General features: G+C 60.2%; 18 protein-coding genes. 12 read left to right on the top strand and 6 right to left on the bottom strand.

The features are described from left to right. Window positions 1-36 precede the first annotated feature (36 nt). Together glnT and purU are read left to right on the top strand one after the other, a co-directional pair. The gene (gene glnT / locus O9X91_RS16000; protein WP_142913496.1) at window positions 37-1344 is read left to right on the top strand and encodes a type III glutamate--ammonia ligase; all 1308 of its coding nucleotides are present in this window, start codon (window positions 37-39) and stop codon (window positions 1342-1344) included. Between the two features lie 87 nt (window positions 1345-1431). Beyond that, complete coding sequence (gene purU / locus O9X91_RS15995) at window positions 1432-2316, top strand: formyltetrahydrofolate deformylase (RefSeq protein ID WP_077983533.1); 885 nt, start codon at window positions 1432-1434, stop codon at window positions 2314-2316. Here the strand turns inward: purU and O9X91_RS15990 are convergent. From O9X91_RS15990 to O9X91_RS15975, 4 genes are all read right to left on the bottom strand, one after another. Further along, the gene (locus O9X91_RS15990; protein ID WP_142913495.1) at window positions 2299-3843 is read right to left on the bottom strand and encodes an HAL/PAL/TAL family ammonia-lyase; all 1545 of its coding nucleotides are present in this window, start codon (window positions 3841-3843) and stop codon (window positions 2299-2301) included. The genes purU and O9X91_RS15990 overlap by 18 nt on opposite strands. Continuing rightward, window positions 3836-4666: a quaternary amine ABC transporter ATP-binding protein gene (locus O9X91_RS15985; protein WP_142913494.1), complete on the bottom strand. Its 831-nt coding sequence runs from the start codon at window positions 4664-4666 to the stop codon at window positions 3836-3838. The genes O9X91_RS15990 and O9X91_RS15985 overlap by 8 nt, the downstream gene beginning before the upstream one ends. Next, window positions 4659-5516 carry an ABC transporter permease gene (locus tag O9X91_RS15980; protein WP_137411361.1) on the bottom strand — a complete coding sequence of 286 codons (858 nt, stop codon included), beginning with the start codon at window positions 5514-5516 and terminating at the stop codon, window positions 4659-4661. Before O9X91_RS15980 ends, O9X91_RS15985 begins: the two co-directional genes overlap by 8 nt. Window positions 5517-5611: 95 nt before the next feature. After that, entirely contained in the window at window positions 5612-6649 is a 1038-nt protein-coding gene (locus tag O9X91_RS15975) for an ABC transporter substrate-binding protein (protein WP_077983529.1), read from the bottom strand. Window positions 6650-7221: 572 nt separating this feature from the next. Between O9X91_RS15975 and hutC the strand changes: the two genes are divergently transcribed. Beyond that, window positions 7222-7962 (top strand): histidine utilization repressor, encoded by a 741-nt coding sequence (gene hutC, locus O9X91_RS15970; RefSeq protein ID WP_269833624.1) that lies wholly within the window; start codon window positions 7222-7224, stop codon window positions 7960-7962. A 26-nt stretch (window positions 7963-7988) separates the two neighbouring features. On the opposite strand, the gene O9X91_RS15965 is transcribed toward hutC, so the two are convergent. Beyond that, window positions 7989-8603, bottom strand: coding sequence for a TetR/AcrR family transcriptional regulator (locus O9X91_RS15965; RefSeq protein WP_077983527.1), 615 nt, complete (start codon window positions 8601-8603; stop codon window positions 7989-7991). 303 nt (window positions 8604-8906) lie between these two features. Here O9X91_RS15965 and O9X91_RS15960 point away from each other — a divergent pair, with 303 nt between their 5' ends. The 4 genes from O9X91_RS15960 (at window position 8907) to O9X91_RS15945 (ending at window position 15061) form a co-directional block, all read left to right on the top strand. Next, the gene (locus O9X91_RS15960) at window positions 8907-9983 is read left to right on the top strand and encodes an efflux RND transporter periplasmic adaptor subunit (protein WP_173991151.1); all 1077 of its coding nucleotides are present in this window, start codon (window positions 8907-8909) and stop codon (window positions 9981-9983) included. Beyond that, window positions 9983-11068: an efflux RND transporter periplasmic adaptor subunit gene (locus tag O9X91_RS15955; protein WP_142913490.1), complete on the top strand. Its 1086-nt coding sequence runs from the start codon at window positions 9983-9985 to the stop codon at window positions 11066-11068. Before O9X91_RS15960 ends, O9X91_RS15955 begins: the two co-directional genes overlap by 1 nt. Continuing rightward, complete coding sequence (locus O9X91_RS15950; protein WP_137411364.1) at window positions 11065-14136, top strand: efflux RND transporter permease subunit; 3072 nt, start codon at window positions 11065-11067, stop codon at window positions 14134-14136. The genes O9X91_RS15955 and O9X91_RS15950 overlap by 4 nt, the downstream gene beginning before the upstream one ends. A 208-nt stretch (window positions 14137-14344) precedes the next feature. Then, window positions 14345-15061 (top strand): FadR/GntR family transcriptional regulator, encoded by a 717-nt coding sequence (locus O9X91_RS15945; RefSeq protein WP_137411365.1) that lies wholly within the window; start codon window positions 14345-14347, stop codon window positions 15059-15061. Here the strand turns inward: O9X91_RS15945 and O9X91_RS15940 are convergent. Next, on the bottom strand, window positions 15030-16457 hold the full coding sequence (locus tag O9X91_RS15940) for an aspartate ammonia-lyase (RefSeq protein WP_244614267.1): 1428 nt from the start codon (window positions 16455-16457) through the stop codon (window positions 15030-15032). The genes O9X91_RS15945 and O9X91_RS15940 overlap by 32 nt on opposite strands. A 270-nt stretch (window positions 16458-16727) precedes the next feature. Between O9X91_RS15940 and O9X91_RS15935 the strand changes: the two genes are divergently transcribed. The 5 genes from O9X91_RS15935 to O9X91_RS15915 all read left to right on the top strand — a co-directional run bounded on the left by O9X91_RS15935 (window position 16728) and on the right by O9X91_RS15915 (window position 21506). After that, entirely contained in the window at window positions 16728-18179 is a 1452-nt protein-coding gene (locus O9X91_RS15935; RefSeq protein WP_142913488.1) for an amino acid permease, read from the top strand. Then, window positions 18176-19129: an asparaginase gene (locus O9X91_RS15930; RefSeq protein ID WP_142913487.1), complete on the top strand. Its 954-nt coding sequence runs from the start codon at window positions 18176-18178 to the stop codon at window positions 19127-19129. The genes O9X91_RS15935 and O9X91_RS15930 overlap by 4 nt, the downstream gene beginning before the upstream one ends. Before the next feature lie 375 nt (window positions 19130-19504). Then, on the top strand, window positions 19505-19594 hold the full coding sequence (gene kdpF, locus O9X91_RS15925) for a K(+)-transporting ATPase subunit F (RefSeq protein WP_003506089.1): 90 nt from the start codon (window positions 19505-19507) through the stop codon (window positions 19592-19594). Window positions 19595-19628: 34 nt separating this feature from the next. Next, on the top strand, window positions 19629-21332 hold the full coding sequence (kdpA, locus tag O9X91_RS15920) for a potassium-transporting ATPase subunit KdpA (protein ID WP_142913486.1): 1704 nt from the start codon (window positions 19629-19631) through the stop codon (window positions 21330-21332). A 9-nt stretch (window positions 21333-21341) separates the two neighbouring features. Continuing rightward, window positions 21342-21506 carry a hypothetical protein gene (locus tag O9X91_RS15915; RefSeq protein ID WP_162854292.1) on the top strand — a complete coding sequence of 55 codons (165 nt, stop codon included), beginning with the start codon at window positions 21342-21344 and terminating at the stop codon, window positions 21504-21506. Window positions 21507-21515: the final 9 nt, after the last annotated feature.

The raw sequence follows: 21515 nt of genomic DNA, 5'->3' as shown, positions 1-21515 counted from the left end.
TTGATGAGTGTCTGATATTCAAAAAAGGGGAATGACGTGACACTGGACCTCTCCAAATTTGCTGCCGAAAAGGGCGTCAAATATTTCATGATCAGTTATACCGATCTCTTCGGGGGCCAGCGCGCCAAGCTGGTTCCTGCAGAAGCGATCGCTGATATGCAGAAGGATGGCGCGGGTTTTGCAGGCTTCGCCACCTGGTTCGATTTGACGCCCGCCCATCCCGATCTATTCGCCGTGCCCGACGCCTCTTCGGTCATCCAGCTTCCATGGAAAAAGGATGTCGCCTGGGTCGCTGCCGATTGCATGATGGAAGACCAGCCGGTGGAGCAGGCGCCGCGCGTGGTGCTGAAGAAGCTCATCGCTGAGGCGGCCAGCGAAGGGCTCAGGGTCAAGACCGGCGTGGAGCCGGAATTTTTCCTGATTTCGCCGGATGGTGCGAAAATCTCCGACGAATACGACACAGCGGAAAAGCCCTGCTACGACCAGCAGGCGGTGATGCGCCGTTACGATGTGATCGCCGAGATTTGCGACTATATGCTGGAGCTGGGCTGGAAGCCCTACCAGAACGACCATGAGGACGCGAACGGCCAGTTCGAGATGAACTGGGAATATGACGACGCGCTGCAGACCGCCGACAAACATTCCTTCTTTAAATTCATGGTCAAATCCGTCGCCGAAAAACACGGGCTGCGCGCCACCTTCATGCCGAAGCCTTTCAAGGGCCTGACCGGCAATGGCTGCCATGCCCATATTTCGGTCTGGGACCTCGACGGCAAGGTCAACGCCTTCGCCGACAGGGAAATGCCGTTCGGTCTGTCGGCCAAGGGCAAGACGTTTCTCGGCGGCATCATGAAACACGCGTCGGCGCTTGCGGCCGTCACCAATCCGACGGTCAATTCCTATAAGCGCATCAACGCGCCGCGTACCGTTTCCGGCGCGACCTGGGCGCCGAATACGGTGACCTGGACCGGCAATAACCGCACCCATATGGTGCGCGTGCCGGGGCCGGGACGGTTCGAACTGCGCCTGCCGGATGGAGCCGTGAACCCTTATCTGTTGCAGGCCATCATCATCGCGGCCGGCCTTTCCGGTGTCCGCTCCAAGGCCGATCCCGGTCCGCACTACGATATCGACATGTATCGCGAGGGCCATACGGTCACGGATGCACCGAAGCTACCGCTCAACCTTCTCGATGCGCTGCGCGAATATGAGAAAGATGCGGAATTGCAGCAGGCGCTCGGCATGGAATTCTCGAATGCCTATCTCAAGCTCAAGCAGGGGGAGTGGAACAGCTATTGCGCGCAGTTCACCGCATGGGAGCATCAGACGACCCTCGATGTCTAAGCCCGATTTTCCCCGCCGCGCTTGCGGCTTTCCCCGCGCGTCCAGCCGCGCGGGCGTTTTCCATATTGATGACAGAAAGATCGCCAGATGACGAACTTCGTCCTGACCGTGACATGCAAGTCTACCCGCGGCATCGTCGCCGCCCTTTCAGGCTTTCTCGCTGAGAAGGGGTGCAACATCGTCGACAGTTCGCAGTTCGACGATCTCGGCACAGGCCGTTTTTTCATACGCGTGGGTTTCATTTCCGAGGAGGGTGAGACACGCGACGCGTTGATGGACGGGCTGGCGCCCATCTCGGAAAAATTCGGCATGGAGGTGGCGCTGCACGATCAGGCAGAGCGGATGAAGGTTCTTTTGATGGTGTCGCGCTTCGGCCATTGCCTCAATGACCTGCTCTATCGCTGGCGCATCGGGGCGCTGCCGATCGATATTGTCGGCGTCGTCTCCAATCATTTCGATTACCAGAAGGTTGTCGTCAATCACGACATTCCGTTCCACCACATTCCGGTGACGAAACAGAACAAGCCGCAGGCCGAAGCCCGGATCATGGAGATCGTGGAAAGCTCGGGTACGGAACTCATCGTGCTGGCACGTTACATGCAGGTGCTTTCCGACAGGATGTGCGAGGCGATGTCGGGCAGGATCATCAATATCCACCACTCCTTCCTGCCCTCTTTTAAGGGCGCCAACCCTTACAAGCAGGCCTATCAGCGCGGTGTGAAACTGATTGGCGCGACGGCGCATTATGTGACCGCCGATCTGGATGAGGGACCGATCATTGAACAGGATATCGTGCGCATCACCCATGCCCAGTCGGCGGAGGATTACGTGTCGCTCGGCCGCGACGTGGAGGCGCAGGTGCTGGCGCGCGCCATACACGCCCATATTCATCGGCGTTTATTCCTGAACGGCAGCCGAACCGTGGTGTTCCCCCCCGGTCCCGGCTCTTACGCTTCAGAAAGAATGGGATGAGCATTCTGCGTGAGGCGGGTTGATGTTGTCGACACCTATCCCCGTAAGCGTGGTTTGCAACATTTCCCGAATGGCGGCTACCAGATTGTTGAGCGGCTGGTCATCGCGGTAAAATGGTGCCGCCGTCCGGACGCGCTGATAAAGCCTATCGGTGCCGGGCGCACGGCCGCCTTCGTCAGGCTGCATGTCGTAAGCCTGCGCGGCGCTCATGATCTCGATTGCGAGAATGGTTTCCAGGTTGCCGATAATCGAAAGCGTCTTGTCGGCGGCGGCGGTGGCGTGAGTCAATATATCCTCCTGCAAGGCGGAGGTGATGCCGCCATCGAGGCTGGCGGGGGCGGCGAGGCGGCGGTTTTCCGCGGCAAGCGCTGCGGCGGTGTACTGGATGATCATGAAACCGGAACAGACACCATCACCTTCCGCCAGAAAGGCGGGCAGCCCGCTGACAAGCGGGTTGACGAGCCGGTCGATACGCCGCTCGGAAATCGCCGCGAGTTCGGCTGCGGCCGTTGCCAGCCCATCCATGGCAAGCCCGAGCGACGCACCGACGGCGTGGGCCTGGGAGTGGACCTCGGGCGACTGCGGCGTGCCGCCGACGACCGGGTTGTCCGTGACACTCGCGAGTTCGCGGTCTACGACGTCCGCGATCTGCGCGACGCTGTCGCGAACGGCGCCGTGCACCTGCGGCACGGCGCGCAGGCTAAGCGGATCCTGCGTGCGGGATCCGGCTGACCGGGCAAGCAGCGGGCTTGCCGCCAGAAGCTGGCGCAGGTTTGCGCCGACAGTCTGGATGCCGGGCGAGCTGCGCAGTGCCAGCGGCCCTGCGGCGAAGGGATCGGCCTGCGCGCCAAGGTTTTCATAGCTCATTGCTGCTGCCGCATCGGCCCAGTCAAGGAGCGAAGCCGTGCGCGCAAGCGCGAGGCTGGCGAGGCCGGTGGCGCAGGGTGTGCCGTTGACGAGGCTGAGCCCTTCCTTCGCCTGCAAAACCATGGGTTCGAGGCTAAGCTTTTCGAGCCCCTGCCGGCCGCTGATGAGTTCGCCCCCGTGGCGAGCCCGGCCTTCGCCGATCAGCACCAGCCCAATGGCTGCGGCATGGGTGAGGTAACCCACCGAGCCCTTTGACGGAATAACGGGAAGAATATCGCCATTCAGCAGGGCGAGCAGCGCTTCGACCGTTTTGACCTGCACGCCGGAATAACCATGCGCGAAGTTGTTGATCTGGGCGGCCATGATGGCCCGTGTTTCTTCGCGCCCGAGCGGTTCGCCGACGCCGCAGGAGTGGCTGAGCAGGATGTTGCGGGAAAGAGCCTGCTGCTGTGGGATGTCTACAATCACATCGCAGAGCGCGCCGACACCTGTGTTGATGCCGTAACCGCGCACCCGTTTTTCGACGAGCGCATCGACGACGGCGCGGGCTTCGGCAATCCGCCGCCACGCTTTATCCGACAGGGAAAGCGTGGCGCCTTTTGCAACAGCGGCGATCTCTTGCCAGGTGAGGGGACGATCGATGGTGATCGTGTCAACCATGCTGGCCTTCTCCCGCACTCGCGCGGCGTTCCACGAAACGGGCGACATAATCATTTGCGGGGCTGTTGAGAATCTGATCCGGCGTTCCAACCTGCACCAGTTTGCCGTCCTTCAGGATCGCGATCTGTGCGCCGATGCGGAGCGCCTCGTCGAGATCGTGGGTGATGAAAACGATGGTCTTGTGCAGGTTCTTTTCGAGCTGCAGCAACTGGTCCTGCATGTCGGCGCGGATCAAGGGGTCGAGCGCCGAAAAGGCCTCGTCCATCAGTATGACGTCGGTATCGGCCGCGAGTGCCCGGGCCAGACCGACGCGCTGCTTCATGCCGCCGGAAAGCTGGTGCGGAAACTTGTCCTCATAGCCGGAAAGGCCGACGGTCTCGATCCACTTCATGCCGATGGGCCGCGCGTCGGCCTTGGTCAGCCCGCGCACGCGCTGGCCATAAACGACGTTCTGCAAGACGGTGCGGTGCGGCATCAGACCGAAATTCTGGAACACCATGCTGACGCGTCGGTTGCGGAAGTCGCGCAGGTCTTTGGGCTTCAGTGCTAGAACATTGTCGCCGCCGACGAGAATCTCGCCGCTTGTCGGTTCGATCAGCCGGTTGATGTGGCGCACCAGCGTCGACTTGCCGGAACCGGAGAGGCCCATGATCACGAAAATGCGGCCGGCTTCGATGTCGAGGCTGACATTGTCGAGGCCGACGCTGCATCCCGTTTTTGCCAGGATTTCGCTTTTTTCCGCGCCCTGCTGGGCCATGGTCAGCGCAGCTTTCCAGTTGCCGCCGAATATCTTGGACACGTTGCGGATATGGATATCAGTCATTGCCCATTTCCTTCCGGCTGGATCGACCAAAACCCTGGGTGATGCGATCGAGCACGATTGCGAGAATAACGATGCCGAGACCTGCTTCGAGGCCCTTGCCGACATCGAGCGTCTGGATGCCGTTCAGCACCTGCTCGCCAAGGCCGCGCGCGCCGATCATCGAGGCGACGACGACCATGGAGAGCGCCATCATAATCGTCTGGTTGAGGCCGGCCATGATCGTGGGCGTGGCGAGCGGCAATTCGACGCCGAAGAGGATTTGTCTCGGGCTGCCGCCAAATGCGGTCGCCGCCTCCACCACTTCCCGGTCCACCTGCCGGATGCCGAGATCGGTCAGGCGGATCAGCGGCGGCACGGCATAAACGATGGTGGCCAGTACGGCCGGGACCTTGCCGAGGCCGAAAAGCATGATGGCGGGAATGAGATAGACGAAGCTCGGCATGGTCTGCATGACATCGAGTATCGGCAGGGTGATGCGCCGAGCCCATTCGCTTTTGGCAAGCAGGATACCCATGGGTACGCCGATGACGATGGAAATGAGGCTGGCAATCAGCATCAGCGCCAGCGTCTGCATCGTCAGGTCCCAGAGACCGAGCGCGCCGACGATGAACAGCATCACCGCCACCATGATGACGAGCGAAATCTTCTTCGCCGCGAACCAGGCGAGCACCAGGAAGACCAGAAAAATGGCCCACCACGGCAGACCGCGCAGCACCCATTCCACAAAGAGGATCGCCTGCAGGATCGTCTGCGAGATCGCCTTGAAAACGGAGCCGTAATTCACCACCAGCGAGCGCACGATCTCATTGATCGGGCCGCGGATGGAAATATGGAAAACTTCAGGAAACATTGGTGTCGTCCTCGCGCCTGCCGACCCCATGTGCGGTAGCCGGCCCCTGTCCTGACGGGAAAAGGCGCGCCGGAAGCCCGGCGCGCGTGCGATGTTTACTTGACGGCGGCTTCGATACGCGCCTTGGCGTCGGCAGAAACCCAGCTGCCCCAGACATCGCTCTTGGTCTGAAGGAAGGTTTTGGCGGCGGCTGTCGCATCGACCTGCTTGTCGGTCATGTAGGCGAGGCTGGCGTTGATCTCCGTCAACGGGAAGGTCGCCTTTTCAAGGATCGCAATGATCTCCGGTGCTTCCTTCGCAAAGGTGCTGTTCACGCCATAGGCTACCTCGACGGAGGGGAAGGCGCAACCGGCGTCGCGCTTTCCATCGGCGCTCGTCAGTTCCTTCCAGCAGGCGTCGCTATAGGCCGGCTCCTGCAGCTGGATGAGCTTGTATTTGCCCATGATTGCCGTCGGGCTCCAGTAATAGAACAGCATCGGTTCGCCCTGGAGATAGGCGGCGGCAATTGCGGCGTCGAGAGCGGTGCCGGTGCCGGGCCGGAAGTTCACATAGTTTGCTTCCAGCTTGTAGGCCTGCAGCTTTGCGGTGTTGACGCCTTCGCAGGTCCAGCCCGAGGGGCAATTGAGGAAGCGGCCCTTGGCGGGCTCTTCCGGATCCTTGAACAGTTCAACGATCTTCGGGTCGGAAAGCTGGTCGACGTTCTTCAGGTCCGGAGCTTTGGCTTCGATGCCTTTCGCCGGGTCGCCCTTGACCAGATACTCCGGCACGAACCAGCCTTCGGCGGCGCCGACGAAGGTCTTGCCGACCGATGTTACCTGCCCGGCTTCCGCAGCCTTGTTCCAGACGTCGGAGCGGCCGATCCATTCTTCAGCAAAGATCTGCACGTCGTTATTGGCGGTTGCCTGTTCCAGCGTCACGGAGTTACCGGGAATGGAATCGACCTTGCAATCATAGCCCTTGGAGAGGATTTCCTTCATGACTTCGGTGATGAAAGCGCCGCTTTCCCAGTCAATGCCGGCGAAGGTGATGGTCTTTCCAGCGGCGCAATAGCCTTCCGCTCTCGCTGACCCGGCATAGGCTCCCATGATGAGCGCGGTGGTGGCCAGCGCGATTTTCAACTTTGAATTCAGCATTGCATTCCCCTTTTGGTTTGATGATTGGCAAGTTGCTGGCATGCGTTTTGTGGTTTCAGCCGGGCGTGCCCTGGGCAGATGCCTACCCCTGAGCCCGGCGGTCATTGGTGCATTTCATGTCCCTGCGAAATCGGCGGTCGGGCGCTCGTCGAATCAACGTGGAATTGGATGTTCGCCTTGAAGCGGTATGCTGGAAGTTCACTATACAACTTTGAAAAATTCGCATGGGACGCGCGTATCGCCGACGTTGGGTCGAACGCGCCTGCGCTGGTTGGTTCTGAAAAGGGTGAGCTTTCAGCGCATATTGCCTAGCCGCGCCATCAAATACAGCTTCGACTTCGGCATGGCAGCCGCTGCCCTTGCGCTGGGCAGGCATTTGAGTATCACCACGACCATCGGCGGGAGACCTGCTGTTGCCAGAGATCGAGTCTTCGCTCGCCATTATTTTCCCCTCAAGTTGTATATGTAACTTCACACATTTGCGAAAGACAAGCAAGGCGGGATGTGATAATTTTGTGCTTGTGCGGATTCTGGCTGCGTTTTGTGCAGTCGCCCGATTTTTAGGAGTTTCAATGCTGTCCGTCATCGAAAACGAGCTTCCTGTCTCGGGCGATCGCTCCTCCCTGCCGCTGTATGAGCGAGTGAAAGAACAGATCAAGGAAAAGATCGCCGGCGGAGAGTGGTTGACGAACCACAGGATACCCTCCGAAAACGAGATCGTGGACATGCTGGGTGTCAGTCGGATGACGGCGAACCGAGCGCTGCGGGAATTGGCAACCGAGGGGGTGATCGTTCGTGTGCAGGGGCGCGGGTCTTTTGTCGCCCCGAAAAAGCGAAGCGCTGGCATGATGGGCGTGCGCAACATTGCCGACGAGATCAAGGAGCGCGGTTCGACGCATCGACCGAGCCTGATCCTTGCCCAGACGGAAGTTTGCGGTCCCGATCTCGCAACGGCGCTGGAGATCGCCGTGGGAGCGAAGGTTTTTCACTCCATCATTGTCCACCACGAAGACGATGTGCCGATCCAGCTTGAAGATCGCTTCGTCAATGCGGAGATCGCTCCAGATTATCTGATGCAGGATTTCAATACGCTCACCCCGAATGCCTATTTGACAGCGGCGGCGCCAATTTCGCGAACAGAGCAATTCATCGAGGCCGCGTCGCCCCAACCCTGGGAGTGCAAATTGATGGCCATAAGCCGAAACGAGCCTTGCCTTCTCGTGCGCCGCAGAACCTGGTCATCGAGCCGCGCCGTTACATCCGTACGGCTGCTCTACCCCGGTTCCCGATATCGGCTTGAAAGTCAGGAATAGAGGTCCGCGGCCGCGTGCCTTGATGGCTATGCCAGCAGTCCGCGCATAATCAGTTCGAGATGAATCTTGAGAACGGCCTGCCTGTCCAGAATGCGCCGGTCGTTGAAGATCAGCCGAAACACCAACGTTCCAACCATGGGCGACATCACGACCTTGGCGAGTTCGGGGGGATTAGCCCTGAACCTTTTTTTCGCCACGCCCTCCTCCAGGATCGTATCGATGCGCGCAAAGACCGGCGCCATCATCGTGTCATAGTGCTGGTCGATGAGATCCGGGAATTTTGCGCCTTCCGCGACGATTAGACGAAACAGTTCCCGCATTTTTCTGTTGTCGACGAGTGAGTCGAACAGGAATTCGAGCAGCAGGCGAAGCTGCTCGACGGGATCGTCTGACTTATGCGTATAGGCGCTGAACGTCTCCCGGAACGGCATGGAGGCACGTTTTACCATGGCCTCGAAAAGCGCCTCCTTGGTTTCGAAATAGACGTAGACCGTGCCTTTCGTCACTCCCACCCGTTCCGCGATGTCCTCCACCCGGGTCGCGGTAAATCCCCTTTTGGTGAATTCCTCGAATGCTGCATCGAGAATTTGCAACGGACGTTGTATCTTCTGTTCAGCACGTGTCAGCTTTGCTTTCGGCATGGCCCCGGATCCTTCTGTTTTCGACGCGCGCCCTTCCGTCCGTCGCGATTGGCGGAAGTGAGAGATGGGTTTGCCTATAGCACCGGCGCAAAAACCGGAACGATTTTTGTGAAGGCGCGCACATGCTTCGCTATGCCGGACCATTGCCAATGCGCCCGCAGGTATGTGCCGGACGACGAGGGAATGATCATTCGGGAACCCGTGCGGATGCTCCGGACAGCTCCCCGATCAGCAGCATAAGAATTTCATTGACTATTCAGTCAGTCAAATATTATAGGATGAGGCGAAAATCAAGAGGTCACCATGAGAACCATTCTTATCGCGGCGGCGCTTGGCGGCATTTTCGCCCTGTCGTCCTGCAGCAATGACGAGCCGCCCGCCGAAAAGCCGCTTCGCACCGTCGATGTGGTCGCGGTTGAGAAAAAGCCCGTCGATCGCGGTAGCGTCATCACGGGCGAAGTAAAGGCGCGGGTCCAAACGGATCTGTCCTTCCGGGTCAGCGGCAAGATCACCGAGCGGCTGGTGGATGTGGGCGCACGGGTCAAGACCGGGCAATTGCTTGCCCGCATGGATCCCGAAGAGCAAAAGGCCGATCTCGATGTCGCCTTGGCCAACCTGCAATCTGCGGAGGCGCAGCAGACGCAGGCGCAATTGACGTTCGATCGTCAACAAAGCCTTTTCAAGACGCAGGTGACCTCGCGTTCGGCGGTCGACAAGGCCCAGGAAACCCTGCTCACGACGCAGGGTGCGGTGAGATCGGCGCAGGCGCAGCTCGATACGGCGCGCGATGCCCTGTCCTACACCGAACTCAGGGCGGATGCGGATGGCGTCATCACGGCGCGTAATGTCGAGGTCGGCCAGGTGGCGCAGGCCGCCCAGCTCGTCTTCACGCTGGCGCATGACGGGCCGCGCGATGCGGTCTTCGACGTTTATGAATCCCTGTTCCTCGAGCGCGATATCGATAATCTCGTCAATGTCAGCCTCCTGTCGGATCCCACCCACAGAATTGCGGCGCCGGTACGGGAGATTTCGCCGACTATCGACCCCGACAATGGAACGATCAGGGTCAAGGTGGGCCTGAACGGCGACATGACCATGCCGCTCGGCGCGCCCGTTTCCGGCCATTTCCGTTTCGAACAGATCGATGCGATTGAGCTTCCGTGGTCGGCGATGACGTCGCAGGACGGCCTGCCTGCCGTCTGGGTGGTCGATCCGCAATCTTCGGAAATCGCCATGCGGCGTGTCGAGGTCGCCGACTACGAGACGGGTCAATTCGTCGTCGCACAAGGGCTCAATCCCGGCGAACTTGTGGTCACCGTTGGTACCAAATTTCTCCGCGCCGGCGAAAAGGTCGCCTATGAAAAGGGGCAGGCACAATAATGTCCAGTATATACAGAAGCTTGTTTTTGGCGGTTGCGGCGATTGCGGTTTCCTCCTGCGAGGAGAAGCAGGAAGCCGCCGCCGAGGCGCCGCGTCCGGTGCTTTCCGTTGTCGTGGAAGAGAAGTCGGCCGACGCCCTGCGGCTGACCGGCACGGTGGAATCGCGCATTCAGACCGACCTCGGCTTTCGCGTTCTCGGGCGCATTATCGCGCGCAATGTCGATGTCGCCGATCTGGTAAAGAAAGGTGATGTGGTCGCGTCGATCGATCCGCTGGCGCTGGAGCTTGCGGTGAAGAGCGCGCAGTCCGACCTTTCCAATGCGGAAGCGCAGCTCGCCAATGCAATAACGACCGAGCAGCGCCAGCGCGTGTTGGCGGAGGCCCGCAGCGGCACGGAGGCCGCGCTGGAAGAAGCCCAACAGGCAACACGCACCGCCAACGCCGCCGTCGCCAAGGCCCGCGCCAATCTGGACAAAGCCGAGGAGCAGCTGGGCTATGCGCAGCTGCATGCGGAATTTGACGGTGTGGTTACGGGGACTTCGGGCGAAATCGGTCAGGTTGTCTCGGCCGGCCAGACAGTCGTGACCATCGCTCGCCCGGAAGTGCGCGATGTGGTGGTCGACGTTCCGCAATTTGCGGCGCAGCGCCTGGAGATCGGCTCCGCCTTCGAGATCGCCCTGCAGCTCGACCCGAAAATTCGAACCACCGGCGTGGTGCGCGAGATCGCTCCGGAAGCCGAAACGGCGACGCGCACGCGCCGCACGAAGATCAGCCTGCAGGATGCGCCGTCGGCATTCCGGCTCGGCTCCGTTGTCACGGCCTCGGTGCTTGCTGCATCCGAACCGCAGATCATGCTTCCGTCATCGGCCCTGCTGAAAACCGACAATGGCTGGGGTGTCTGGATCGTCAATGCCGAAACGGCGACGGTAACGCTCCGCACGGTCAAGATAGATGGCGAGCCTGCTGAAGGCGGCAACGTGCGCATCACCGGCGGTGTCAAGCCCGGCGAGCGCGTCGCCAGCGCCGGCGTTCACAAGCTCAAGGATGGACAGGCCATCAGGATCGATCAGGAGGTCCGTCAGTGAAGAAATTCAACCTTTCCGACTGGGCGCTCGAGCACCGTTCGCTCGTCTGGTACTTCATGCTGGTTTTCGTTCTTGCCGGCGTTTTCTCCTATATCAACCTTGGTCGCGAGGAAGATCCGAACTTCACCATCAAGACGATGGTGATCAGCGCGCAATGGCCCGGCGCTTCCGCCGAAGAAGTGGCGCGGCAGGTGACCGACAGGATCGAGAAGAAGCTCGAGGAACTCGACAATCTCGATCATCTGCGCAGCCAGACGGTGGCCGGCCGCACGACGATCTTCGTGGAATTGGTGCCGGAAACCAAGGCGCGCAACGTCGAACCGACATGGTTGCGGGTGCGCAACATGATCGGCGATATCAAGGGCGATTTCCCCTCGGGCGTTGTCGGTCCCTTCTTCAACGACCGTTTCGGCGATGTCTATGGCAATATCTACGCTTTCACCAGCGATGGTCTCAGCCAGCGACAATTGCGCGATCTGGTGGAGGATGCCCGTGCGAAGGTGCTGACTGTCGACAATATCGGCAAGGTCGATGTCATCGGCGCGCAGGACGAAACGATCTATCTGGAGTTCTCCACGCGGAAGATCGCGGCGCTTGGCATCGACCAGCAGTCGATCATCAAGACGCTGCAATCACAGAACGCCGTCACGCAATCCGGTTTCGTCAATGCCGGGCCAGAGCGCGTGGCGCTGCGTGTCAGCGGCCAGTTCACTTCGGAAGACAGCCTGCGGTCCATCAATCTGCGGGTCAACAACCGGTTCTTCCCGCTGACGGAAGTGGCAACGATCCGGCGTGGTTATGTCGATCCGCCATCCTCGCTCTTCCGCTTCAACGGTCAGCCGGCCATCGGCCTTGCAATCGGCATGAAAACCGGCGCAAACCTGCTGCACTTCGGCGAGGCGCTGGATGCGCAGATGAAGCGGGTGGTGGCGGATCTGCCGGTTGGTGTCGATGTGCATCGCGTGTCCGATCAGCCGGCCGTGGTCGATGAGGCGGTCTCGGGCTTCACCTCGGCGCTGTTCGAGGCCATCGCCATCGTTCTTGTCATCAGCTTCATCAGCCTTGGTCTCAGGGCCGGCATGGTGGTTGCCGTTTCCATTCCGCTCGTGCTGGCGATCACCTTCGTCTATATGGAATATACCGGCATTTCTTTGCAGCGTATCTCTCTGGGCGCCCTCATCATCGCGCTCGGCCTTCTTGTCGACGATGCGATGATTGCCGTCGAGATGATGGTCGCGCGGCTCGAGGTCGGAGACGATCTCAGGAAAGCGGCGACCCATGTTTATACCTCGACCGCTTTCCCGATGCTGACCGGAACGCTGGTCACTGTCGCCGGCTTCATTCCGGTCGGTCTCAACAACAGCGCGGCAGGTGAATTCACCTTCACGCTCTTTGTGGTGATCGCCGTTTCGCTGATCGTGTCATGGATCGTCGCGGTTCTGTTCACGCCGTTGCTCGGTGTGACGATCCTGCCGAAGACGATGAAATCGCACCATGAGAAAAAGGGCCGTTTTGCCTCCGCCTTTTCCTGGCTTCTCGGCCGGGCGCTGCGCTGGCGCTGGGTGACGATCGTCGCTACGGTTGCGTTGTTTGCCCTGTCCATTGGCGGCATGGGCCTTGTGCAGCAGCAGTTCTTCCCGTCTTCCGACCGCGTGGAGCTGATCGTCGACTGGAACCTGCCGCAGAACAGCTCCATTGCCGAAACCAACCGGCAGATGGCCAAGTTCGAACAGGAAATGCTGGCCAACAATCCGGATGTCGATCACTGGACAAGTTATGTTGGTGAGGGCGCACCGCGCTTCATCCTGTCTTTCGACGTTCAGACGCCTGACGTCACCTTCGGTCAGACGGTCATCGTCACCAAGGGGCTGGATGTGCGCGACAAGGTGCGCATCGAATTGCAGGACTATCTGAACAAGACTTTTATCGGCACCGACGCCTTCGTGAAATTGCTCGATATCGGCCCTCCCGTCGGGAAACCGGTTCAATATCGCCTGAGTGGACCCGATATCCAGAAAGTCCGCGAGCTTGGACAGCAATTGTCGGGCGTCGTCAGCGAAAACCGGCTGCTGTCCAACATGGTCATGGACTGGAACGAGCCGACGCGCGTGGTCAAGGTCGATGTTCTGCAGGACAAGGCCCGCCAGCTCGGCGTCTCCTCGGAAGACATCGCCAATGCCATGAACAGCATTGTCGAAGGCTCCACCGTCACGCAGGTGAGAGACGATATCTACCTCGTCAACGTGGTGGCGCGGGCGCAGATGTCCGAGCGCGGCTCCATCGAGACGTTGCAGAACCTGCAATTGCCGGCGACCAACGGCAAGGCCGTCCCGCTTTCGGCGATCGCCAATTTCCGCTATGAGCTGGAGCAGCCGACCATCTGGCGTCGCGACCGAATCCCGACTGTCACGGTCAAGGCCGCCATTATCGGCCCAACGCAGCCGGCCACGATTGTGGAGCAGCTGAAGCCGAAGATCGAGGCGTTCCAGAAAACGCTTCCCGTCGGCTACACGCTGGAGACGGGTGGCTCGGTGGAATCCAGCGCGGATTCGCAGGCGCCGATTGTCGCTGTTGTGCCCATGATGCTGTTTGCTATGGCGACGATCCTGATGATCCAGCTGCAAAGCTTCAGCCGGCTGTTCCTTGTATTCGCCGTCGCGCCGACTGCCCTGATCGGTGTCGTGGTGGCGTTGCTCTTCTCCAATGCGCCGATGGGCTTCGTCGCCATCCTCGGTGTGCTGGCGTTGATCGGCATCCTGATCCGCAACTCGGTCATTCTCGTCGTGCAGATCGAGCATCTGAGAAGCGAAGGGGTTTCGGCCTGGCGGGCGGTCATCGAGGCGACCGAGCACCGCATGCGGCCAATCATGCTGACGGCGGCGGCAGCCACACTTGCCCTCATTCCCATATCCCGGGAGATTTTCTGGGGGCCGATGGCCTATGCCATGATGGGTGGTATCGTGGTGGGTACGGCGCTGACGCTGCTTTTCCTGCCGGCGCTCTATGTCGCGTGGTTCCGGATTCCGCGCGAGGATGACAAGCCGGAAGGACACGACGTCACGGCCTGATACTAGAAAAGGAGTGAGGGCGTTACCTCATCATTCCCATAAAAATATCCGCCGTCGTTGTTCCCATGGGCAGGATAATGTTAGGAAGGTCGGCTTAGCTGCGAGAGCGGCGGCCGTCCTTTCGTTTTTGGACGCCGCATGATCTTGCATATCGAATCCGTATGTCGCCGATATTGCGGATCACATTGGGGTGCCGGAGGGCTTGAAGATGGGCGGGTTGTCGGATTGGCTTGCGGATGCGCAGCCGATCAATCGCAAGAATGCCGCAGAAGCGGTGTTCGATGATATCCGTTCCGCCATCACTTCGGGGCAGCTTGCGGTCGGCACCCGGCTGCCTTCCGAAGCCCATCTGGCCGCCCGATATGGCGTCAGCCGACCGATTGTTCGCGAGGCTTTGCGGTCTCTCCAGACCCTGGGGCTGACACAGACCCGCACCGGAAGCGGCACCTATGTGATGACGCCGACGCCGCCTTCCGAATTGAATTACGGCGCCTATTCCGCCCGCGATCTGATCGAGGCTCGCCCTTTCATCGAGGTTCCCGCGGCCGGTTGGGCGGCGTTGAGGCGGACCGACGCCCAACTGGCGGTCTTGCTTGATCTTTGCGGCCGGATGGAAGCCGAAGAAAGGCCGCATCCCTGGGTGCTGCTGGATGGTCAATTCCATTGCGCCATTGCGGAAGCTTCGGCCAACAGGCTGTTCGCCAAGGTGGTGGCCGACGCCCGTGAGGCGCTGTCCCAACAGTCAGAGATGGTCAACCTGATGGCCGGTCGCCGCGTCGCCTCGAATTTCGAGCACCGCCGGATCGTCGAGGCGATCCGGCGGGGTTCAGCGCCTGAGGCGCGGCAGGCGATGGAGCTTCACCTTGGGCAGGTGAAACAGGTGGTGACGACGATCATTGGCGAAGATCGGCTTCGCCAGCCGTGAGGGCGGGCAGGTTGGCAAGGTGCCGCGGGCTCAGCGCCTGCTGCAATTGTGCGTTCGTTAGATAACCGCGTTCCAGAACCACTTGCGGCACCGTGCGGCCGCTGGCAAGCGCTTCCTTGGCCACTTCCGTCGCCGCATAATAACCGATCAGCGGGTTGAGCGCGGTGGCGAGGCCAATGGATTCTTCCACGCGCTGCGCCATGATCGCCGGATTGGCGACGATGCCGTCGACGCAGCGTTCCGCCAAGGTGCGGCAGGCGGCGCTGAGTTGGCTGATGCTCTGTGAAAGCGCGCGCACGATGATCGGCTCGAAAGCGTTCAGCTGCAACTGCCCGGCTTCGGCGGCCATGGTGATGGTGATGTCATTGCCGATCACCGCATAGGCCACCTGGTTGACCACTTCGGGAATGACCGGATTGATCTTGCCCGGCATGATGCTGGAACCCGCCTGGACGGAGGGCAGGGTGATCTCACCGATGCCGGCGCGCGGACCGGAGGAGAGCAGGCGAAGGTCGTTGCAGGTCTTCGACAGCTTGACGGCAACGCGTTTCAGCACGCCGGAAAGGTGCACGAAGGCACCGGGGTCCTGTGTGGCTTCGATCAGGTCGGCAGCCGTCACGAGCGGCCTTCCCGTCAGTTCCGCCAGATGCTGGCAGGCGAGCGCTGCATAACCGCGCGGTGCATTCAGCCCGGTGCCGATGGCGGTGGCGCCGAGATTGATTTCGTGCAGGAGTGCTGCGGATTCGATGAGACGCGCCTGATCTTCTCCCAGCATCACCACGAAGGTACGGAATTCCTGGCCGAGCGTCATCGGCACGGCGTCCTGCAATTGGGTGCGGCCGATCTTGATGAAGCCGGCAAATTCCTGCGCCTTGCGGTCGAAAGCGTCCTTCAGAACGCCCATGGAAGCCGCCAGATCATCGATCGCCTCGATCAGGCCGACATTGATCGCGGTCGGATAAGCGTCGTTGGTCGATTGGCTGAGATTGACATGGTCGTTCGGGTGAAGCCGGGCATAATCGCCTTTCTCGTGACCAAGCAGCTCAAGCGCGCGGTTGGCGATGACCTCATTGGCGTTCATGTTGGTGGAGGTACCGGCGCCGCCCTGGATTTCATCCACCACGAACTGCTCATGCAGCGCCCCGGCGCGGATTTCGCGGCAAGCCTCTGCAATGGCTTCCATGCGTTCGGCATCGATGAGGCCGAGCTCGTGATTTGCGCGTGCGGCCGCCTCCTTCACATAGGCCAGTCCCCGGACGAGATAAGGGTTGTGGCCTATGGTCACCCCGGTGATCTTGAAGTTTTCCACAGCGCGCGCCGTGTGCACGCCCCAATAGACATCCGCCGGAATTTCCTTCGTCCCGAGCAAATCATGCTCCTTGCGCGTCACGCTCACTCTTTCCTCCACTGGCTTTTAAGTGTTGTAATATCTGTAAAGCTGTCTTACAGATTTTTCGACCTTAAACTTGGTGGAGGAGAAGGTCAATCATGTCGAATACCCTTGACGAACGGCATTATCTGCCATTATGACGGCAAAAATCTGTCATGCAGCTTTACAGCATGTTTGCATTCGCTGGCCATATTTCCAGCATTGGGGACGGCGCCAGTTCCACTTTGATTTCCGGCTTATTGCCGACTACAAGCGTTTTATCGGGAAGATAAATCCATGCATTCTGGAAAAACGGCACCCGCCGAACGTGAGGTCTTCGTCGAAGAGGATCTCGGTTATCATAAAGCCCTGAAGCCGCGCCAAATCCAGATGATCGCCATCGGCGGCGCCATCGGCACGGGTCTGTTTCTGGGTGCCGGTGGGCGTCTCGCGCAGGCTGGTCCGGCGCTGGTTTTCGTTTATGCGCTTTGCGGCTTCTTCGCGTTTCTGGTGCTGCGCGCGCTCGGTGAGCTGATCATGCATCGCCCGAGCTCCGGCTCCTTTGTGTCCTATGCGCGCGAGTTCTACGGCGAGAAGATGGCCTTTGCAGCCGGCTGGATGTATTGGCTCAACTGGGCCATGACCTCGGTGGCCGATGTCACCGCCGTTGCGCTTTATATGAATTTCTTCAAGCAATACGTGCCGTGGCTTGCGGGTATCGACCAGTGGGTCTTCGCGATGACGGCGCTGGTGGTCGTGCTGGCGATGAACATGCTGTCGGTGAAGGTGTTCGGCGAACTGGAGTTCTGGTTCAGCCTGATCAAGGTGCTGGCGCTCGCGATCTTCCTCGTCGTCGGCATTTATTTCGTCATTTTCGGTACGCCCATCGAGGGCCACGTCACCGGCTTCAGCCTCATCACTGACAATGGCGGCTTTTTCCCGAACGGCATTCTTCCCGCCTTCGTGATCATACAAGGAGTCGTTTTCGCTTATGCCTCGATCGAGTTGATCGGCACGGCGGCGGGCGAGACCGAAGACCCCCGCAAGGTCATGCCGCGCGCCATCCGCGCGGTGGTTCTGCGCCTCGTCGTCTTTTACGTCGGCTCCGTGCTGCTGTTCACGCTGCTTCTGCCCTATACCGCCTACAAGGCCGGCGAGAGCCCCTTCGTCACCTTCTTCGGCTCCATCGGTGTAGAGGGCGCTGACGTGATCATGAACCTCGTCGTGCTGACAGCCGTGCTCTCCTCGCTCAATGCCGGCCTGTATTCCACAGGCCGCATTCTCCACTCCATGGCGGTTTCCGGTTCGGCTCCGGCAGCGCTCGCGAAGATGAACAAGAACGGCGTGCCCTATGGCGGCATTGCGGTCACCGCTGTCGTCACGGTTCTCGGCGTGGCTTTGAACGCGGTCGTGCCCTCCTCCGCCTTCGAGATCGCGCTCAACCTTTCGGCGCTCGGCATCATCTGCGCCTGGGCCGTTATCGTGCTCTGCCAGCTGAAGCTCTGGCAGCTGTCGCAGCGCGGTGAGATCGTGCGTCCGGATTTCCGCATGTTCGGCGCGCCCTATACCGGCATCCTCACACTCATCTTCCTTTTCGGTGTCCTTGTGCTGATGGCGTTTGACTATCCTGTCGGCTCCTGGACCATCGCCTCGCTGATTGTCATCATTCCAGCGCTCGTCATCGGCTGGTATCTGTTGCGTGATCGCATCTACCGCCTCGCGGACGAGCGTGCGGGAGCGATACAGTGAGCGGGCAGGGTGCAACGCCTCTGGTGGCGGTCATCGCCACCGGCGGCACCATCGCCAGCCGGCGTGGCGCCGATGGCGCAAGCCAGCCCAGCCTTTCGGGTGAGGACCTGCTGGCGCTGGTTCCGCAGATCAACGCCCGGCTGAAGCCTGTCGATTTGATGGCGAAGGATTCCTCAAGCCTGACATTGGCGGACATGCAGCGCATCAGTGATGCGGTGGGAATGGAGCTTGATGATCCCGCCGTTGCCGGCATCGTGGTTCTGCATGGCACCGACGCCATGGAGGAATCCTCGCTGCTCGTACATTTGCAGCGGGCCATCACAAAGCCGGTGGTTTTCACCGGCGCGCAGTTTACCGCAGACCATAAGGACGCGGACGGACCGGCCAATCTGGCCAAGGCCATAGAAACAGCGCTCGATCACGCGAATGCCGCAAAAGGTGTGCTCCTTTCCTTCGGCGGCCGCTGTCTGCCGGCCTGGGGGCTTTACAAGCTGAGCGCGGACGAGGCGGATGCCTTCCGCTCGACCCGGCCAATGGTGGCTGCCGCAACGCTGCGGCTTTCCGCCCCGGTAACCGATCAGCGCGTCGATATCGTCGCCATTCATCCCGGCTGTGACGCCACCCATATCGATGCAAGCCTGCAGGTGGGCGCGAAAGGCATCGTTCTTGCCGCACTTGGTTCCGGCAATGCCAATCCGCGTATCGCCGAAGCCGTGAAGCGCTGCGCAGAACGCGGCGTTCCCGTCATCGTTTCCAGCCGCGTGCCGGAAGGGCGGCTCGTGGCAAGTTACGGCGGCGGTGGCGGCGGGCATGACCTTGTCGCAGCGGGCGCCGTGCATTCATCCACCCTTCGTCCCGGACAGGCCCGCATTTTGCTGGCCGCGCTGCTTGCCAGTAAAAGCCCGGCGGAAACCATCGTTTCCGCTTTCGGTGACAGCCGGCTTGCTTAGAGCACTTCCAGGAAAAGTGGACCCCGGTTTCCCGTCCGGAGATGCGTCAAAACTCTAAGTAGCGGTAGCGATGCCCGCGACCGGCGGGCATAAAAATTCCTATAGAATTCCTATTTTATTCCATCTGTGGCCGTCTCGAACCTTTATGCGGTTCGGGTGCATTCTTCTGTTCGGGAAGGGATGGTGTTCCCTTTCCAGCCAGAAAGATTGAAAAGCGACGTCCCACATGACGGCGCTTTTCTTCCTGTACGGCTCCTCGATTAAAAAGGAGTCCCATCGATGATGGATGTTGTTCTGATCGGTGCAGCCACGGTGTTTTTCGCCCTCTGCTTTGCCTATACGCGCGCCTGCGACCGGCTTTAGACGGAGGCTGCGATGACATTCGACTATATCTTGAGCGGTGCTGTCACGGTCTTTATCGCCGCCTATCTCACCTATGCTCTCATTCGCCCCGAACGCTTCTGATCGGGAAGCGGCGGCTATTGAAAGTTAAAGTACCATGACCCTCAATGGATGGTTTCAGATTCTGCTGTTTTGCGGGATCATTTTTGCGCTGGTGAAGCCGCTCGGCTTCTATATGGCGCGCGTCTTTAATGGCGACCGCACCCTGCTGTCGCCGGTTATCGCACCCGTAGAGCGTGGCCTCTATGCCCTTGCAGGAACAAGCGAGCGCGAGGAACAGCACTGGACGACTTATGCTTTCTCCATGCTTCTCTTCAACCTCTTCGGCTTTGCCCTGCTTTACGCCTTGATGCGCTTTCAGGCCGTGCTGCCCTACAATCCGCAGGCGATGCCGGCCGTCGGGCCTGAATTGTCCTTCAATACGGCGGTCAGCTTCGTCACCAACACCAACTGGCAGAACTATGGCGGGGAAAGCACCCTGTCCTATCTGACCCAGATGGCCGGTCTCACCGTGCAGAACTTCGTCTCCGCCGCAACAGGCATGGCCATAGCCATCGGCCTCATCCGCGCTTTTTCGCGTGCTTCCGGCAAGGCGATCGGCAATTTCTGGGTGGATATGGTCCGCGCGACCCTCTACGTGCTTTTACCCTTCTGCATCGTGCTGACCCTCGTTTACGTCTGGCTCGGCGTGCCACAGACGCTCGGCGCCTATGTTAATGCGCAGACGCTGGAAGGCGCAAAGCAGACCATTGCCGTCGGGCCCGTGGCGTCGCAATTGGCGATCAAGATGTTGGGCACCAATGGCGGCGGCTTCTTCAGTGCCAATTCCGCGCACCCATTCGAAAACCCCAACGCCATTTCCAACATGATCCAGATGGTGTCGATCTTCGCTATCGGGGCAGCCTTCACCAATGTTTTCGGCCGCATGGTCGGCAACCAGCGTCAGGGCTGGGCGATCCTCGCCGCCATGGGCGTGCTGTTCATCGCCGGCGTCGCCGTCACCTATTGGGCGGAAGCGGCTGGAAATCCGCTGATGCATGGCTTCGGTCTTGCCGGCGGCAATATGGAGGGCAAGGAGGCCCGTTTCGGCGTGGCGCTCTCGTCGCTCTTCGCGGTCATCACCACCGCGGCCTCGTGCGGTGCGGTCAATGCCATGCATGGCAGCTTCACGGCGCTGGGTGGTCTAATCCCGCTTATCAATATGCAACTGGGCGAAGTGATCGTCGGCGGTGTCGGCGCTGGTTTTTACGGCATTCTGCTCTTCATCGTCATCGCCATCTTCGTGGCGGGGCTGATGGTCGGGCGGACGCCGGAATATCTCGGCAAGAAGATCGAGGCCAAGGAAATGAAGATGGCGGTTCTGGCCATTCTCTGCCTGCCGCTCGCCATGCTTTTCTTCACGGCAATGGCCACTGTTCTGCCTTCGGCCGTGGCGTCGATAGGAACGGCGGGGCCGCACGGCTTCTCCGAAATCCTCTATGCCTATACCTCGGCGGCCGCCAATAACGGCTCCGCCTTCGGCGGGCTTACCGGCAATACGACCTGGTACAACATCACGCTTGGTTTCGGCATGTTGATGGGCCGTTTTCTGGTTATCATTCCAGCACTCGCCATTGCCGGTTCCTTGGTCGCCAAGAAGACCGTTCCGGCCTCGGCTGGCACCTTCCCGACGGATGGCCCGCTTTTCGTTGGTCTGCTGGTCGGCACGATCCTGATTGTCGGCGGCCTTACCTTCCTGCCTGCGCTGGCACTCGGCCCAGTTGCCGAACATCTGGCGATGGCGGTAGGCCAGGTCTTCTGAGGTGATGCCATGAACGACGACAAATCCCGAAGTAACCGCGTCGTTTCCATCCGGAAAGGCGCTCCCGGCAGGGGGAGCGCGACGCCCGGCGGCTGGTGCGCTTCCAATGTCATTCTCGCGATGATGGCGGCTCTTGTCGCCGCCGTCGTCGCTCTCGAAGTTATCACGGGCTGATCGATCTTT

This window comes from Agrobacterium salinitolerans (assembly GCF_027498475.1).
Lineage (GTDB): Bacteria > Pseudomonadota > Alphaproteobacteria > Rhizobiales > Rhizobiaceae > Agrobacterium > Agrobacterium salinitolerans.
Note: the sequence above shows the minus strand (reverse complement) of the source record. Positions and strands in the feature narration are given on the sequence as shown.